Genomic DNA, 3,271 nt, shown 5'->3' with positions numbered 1-3,271 from the left:
CCTTTGGATGCTTCTTTCCATTTTGGAATTCCAATAGTCGATGAACACCTGATAAGATCGCACCGTGGTAAAGAAGGGAATATGTTGGTCTGCCGCAGCGTCTACATATTCATCTTTTAGAAATGGTGACAGCGACACAGGTCGTATATCGGTTACCGATTGGAAAATAATCCTGCTCATTTGTTGCTTTTATGCTTAAGGATGTATGTTTTAGCCAAGTGGTTTAGATGGCCAACAGCAATTGAATTGGGATCACCCGGGTCATGCTTCTTCTGCATGGCACGTTCAAATTCATCAATCATCTTTGCAAAATCGCATACATTCTGCTCAAGACCAAATAAACGTTTCATGTCTCGATAGTGTCGAAAAAAGACTGCTTTAGCTTGATCATTGGGATAACCTAATTGTTGAAGTTCCGAAATGACCGCTTGAGCATACAGCTTAATCATCGTCTGTCTTGAAGAACGTTTCACCGGTATCCCCTGCCCAAACATTTTTCTTTATTACTCGAGAATCAACTTCACTTCAATGGATTCCAACCAATCAGAAACACGTTTGCGATTCTGCTCTTCAACAAACTGGTAATACCGCTCTAACTGCTCACTGTCGGAAGATAACGCATCCTTGAATCTTCGGAATATTCTCTTGCCGCCGCTTAATATGTGCATCAAAGTGGATTGCAGCTTTTTATCTTCAACCGTTTCCGCAAAATCAACCATGTCGGTATATCCTTCATCCGACTCCCGTTTCGGTATCCGAAAATAAATTTCATTAAAGCCTTCTTCAATGATCTCGCTTAATTCTTCGTCCTCTTCATCCCGGTCAAACGTTCGCAACGTGACAACATCTCCAGTTTCGATATTCAGGAAGGACTCTATTCCTTCTACGTACATGTCGTATGCATCCACAATCTCCTGAAACTGCTGCTTGGTCAATTTCAATTCTTTCATAGGTTCTCCCTCAGCTACTGTCGCTTTGATCAACTCGCCGCGTTGTTCCGCCTCATATTCCTCCCACGTGATTCCATACGGGAAGCCTCCATCCGTATATCCGGCGATAAAATAGAAATTCTCGTCTTGCTCCAACAGCCCCGTGAATTCCGCTTTCTGACCGGTCCGCTTATTTTTCTTCCTGCCGCGCATTAAGTTCCCCACCTAAATCCATCTTATTTGAGCGTGCAGATTAGCCAAATTGTCATGAAAACCCCAGCCGATCCCTTCTGTTTTCGAAACAACGGCTTCGAGACGTTCCTCGAATTCGTCGAACAACTCGGCTGTTTCATCTTCATTTACTTGATCAATGATATCGGCATACATGGACACCATGCTGTAGTAGAAGCGTTCATCAATATCCCCGTAGCTTAGGGTGAAATCAACTCCATTTTCAACGTAGACCAGCTTCAATTCCAGGGCGTACCTGGAATTTCCAGTCAATCTCTCGAATTCCGAAATCGCATGTTTCGCTTCCTGGAGTCTCAGCTTGCCAAATCCCCGCTCAGGGAAAAACTCTTTCTCAACCTTCTTGCAATACTCTTGAAAGAGAGACTCTACTGCTTCATCGCCCAGTATTCTTACAGCAAGAAACTTCTCCATATCTTTGCTGGCGCCATGACAAGCCTTCACCAAATCGATAAGCTGGTCGCTATTTAGCTGCTTCAGATGCTTATTCAGAGCAGACTTCGTCAGCTTCACAGGCTTTTTCCCTACCGGCCGCTTAACCAGTGACTTGGGGATCAGCTTGTCCTTCTGTCGCTCAAGCTCCTGATTCACTTCTTCGCAGGAGAAATGTTCGGGATCATATCCTTCTCGAACCCAGCCTATAAAATGATCCCGCTCCGGATGATTGGGAGTAAGCAGTACTTCCAGCATATGCTGATGCCCCCACACGCCTCCCACATCTTCCTGCGGACAGCCGCGGGCACCATCTAGACACAAGGGTGCCGGGTCGGATGTCGATGCGTCGATTTTGATCAACGTAACCGTGTGCTGCCAATCATCTCCAAAATCATACACGTATGTAAATACGGTGTTTTCTTCGTGAACATGCTTCTGAACGATTTCTCTTCGAGCATTCAATACCTCTCGGTCTTCCATATCTGCGAATGTCGGATCGGGCAGACCGATCACCTTTTCTTTCACATGAAACTCGTATAAATGGTAATTTTCCCATCCCATGACCGATTGGATGATTTTGTGAAGCTGATGAAACGTCACGTCCGGATGAAATTGAAACTCCCGCCAAATCTTCGGGGCAATCTCATTCAGTTCGATTCTGCATCTATAAACCATGATCGTCTGTTCTCCTTTTAAGTATTCCGAGTATATAAACAATCCCACTGTATCCCGGTTGGAATTACAATGGGTAGGCTATTTAGATTCATTCCCATTCTTCTTCGCGCATCCTTTTGATTTCATCAGTCAAATGCGCAGCTTGTTCCGGAGTTAAAACTCCAGCCGATTCAAGGATATCGTCAATGCTGCATTCATCCTCAGACATTTGTCGGTCCAACTTATTTGGCAGGGGCATAGCCAACTGTTCTCCTCCCAATTATAAATCTGAGCAATCATTTTCATTTCTCTCCGGGAAACAAAACAGGAACATTCTAAACTTCATTCTCCTGCTGTTCAAAAGAAATCCTAGACCTCTTCACAATGATACGCGACAGTCCCGCATAGGTCTGTCTTCCTCAGTATAAGCTTTGCCTATAATGGGATTGGTGAGTATAGCTTCTGTTTCAAGAATGAATAATTATATGAAATCATACGTTTTCTCGGGAGAAAATCACTCGCTGCGAAACTGGGAGAGCTTACTGCCGGAGACCATAAAACTACGCGGTTCATGATCGAAAGTCCTCGGGAGATAAGGATTTCAGTAACTCCGATGTGCTCAAGGCTTTGCCAAGCTTGAATTCCTTCCTGCTTTGTTCAATCATGACCTTCAATTCCGGATTAGACTCAACGTCAGCTTGAATGGACCGCTGCTCTTCCTCTTGCAAGACGAGAGTGAACTTTCCCTTTCCTGGAATATGAAAGTGGTACACGGAGTTGTCGCGGCTCATATTCGATATGTTCTCCATCAACTCTTCCGGTGAATTGACCTTTTCCATTCGATGTCACCCCATGTCATAAGCTTTTCCGCTCTTTTATCACCAGTATAACATAAACCGCCCCGAATCCTGTAGAGTAGAGAACTGAAATTTCATTGGGGGGCGAGAGCCCTCCTTTTACTTTTTCAGCTCCCCCTTCATCAAACCGGACATGAGGTTTTCCCT

General features: G+C 44.6%; 6 protein-coding genes. All 6 read right to left on the bottom strand.

Annotated features, from left to right (window positions below):
* Positions 1-180: hypothetical protein (locus BLT35_RS27410; protein ID WP_217634760.1), on the bottom strand; the 180-nt coding region annotated here is incomplete at its 3' end.
* Positions 177-449 (bottom strand): nucleotide exchange factor GrpE, encoded by a 273-nt coding sequence (locus tag BLT35_RS25940; RefSeq protein WP_074730225.1) that lies wholly within the window; start codon positions 447-449, stop codon positions 177-179. The genes BLT35_RS25940 and BLT35_RS27410, both read right to left, overlap by 4 nt.
* 54 nt (positions 450-503) lie before the next feature.
* Positions 504-1,142 carry a UPF0158 family protein gene (locus BLT35_RS25935; protein ID WP_074730224.1) on the bottom strand — a complete coding sequence of 213 codons (639 nt, stop codon included), beginning with the start codon at positions 1,140-1,142 and terminating at the stop codon, positions 504-506.
* Between the two features lie 12 nt (positions 1,143-1,154).
* On the bottom strand, positions 1,155-2,288 hold the full coding sequence (locus tag BLT35_RS25930) for a DUF6155 family protein (RefSeq protein ID WP_074730223.1): 1,134 nt from the start codon (positions 2,286-2,288) through the stop codon (positions 1,155-1,157).
* An 88-nt stretch (positions 2,289-2,376) separates the two neighbouring features.
* Positions 2,377-2,532: a hypothetical protein gene (locus BLT35_RS27285; RefSeq protein ID WP_157462203.1), complete on the bottom strand. Its 156-nt coding sequence runs from the start codon at positions 2,530-2,532 to the stop codon at positions 2,377-2,379.
* Between the two features lie 304 nt (positions 2,533-2,836).
* On the bottom strand, positions 2,837-3,106 hold the full coding sequence (locus BLT35_RS25925; protein WP_074730222.1) for a hypothetical protein: 270 nt from the start codon (positions 3,104-3,106) through the stop codon (positions 2,837-2,839).
* Between the last annotated feature and the right edge of the window lie 165 nt (positions 3,107-3,271).

Source organism: Paenibacillus naphthalenovorans (assembly GCF_900099895.1).
Lineage (GTDB): Bacteria > Bacillota > Bacilli > Paenibacillales > NBRC-103111 > Paenibacillus_G > Paenibacillus_G naphthalenovorans.
The sequence above is the reverse complement of the archived record's forward strand: the minus strand, read 5'-3'. Positions and strand labels throughout refer to the sequence as shown.

Bases quoted from the DNA above. Each gene is read 5' to 3' on its own strand.
- BLT35_RS25925 (WP_074730222.1), bottom strand. From the start codon at position 3,106: ATGGAAAAGGTCAATTCACCGGAAGAGTTGATGGAGAACATATCGAAT.
- BLT35_RS25940 (WP_074730225.1), bottom strand. From the start codon at position 449: ATGATTAAGCTGTATGCTCAAGCGGTCATTTCGGAACTTCAACAATTA.
- BLT35_RS25930 (WP_074730223.1), bottom strand. From the start codon at position 2,288: ATGGTTTATAGATGCAGAATCGAACTGAATGAGATTGCCCCGAAGATT.
- BLT35_RS25935 (WP_074730224.1), bottom strand. From the start codon at position 1,142: ATGCGCGGCAGGAAGAAAAATAAGCGGACCGGTCAGAAAGCGGAATTC.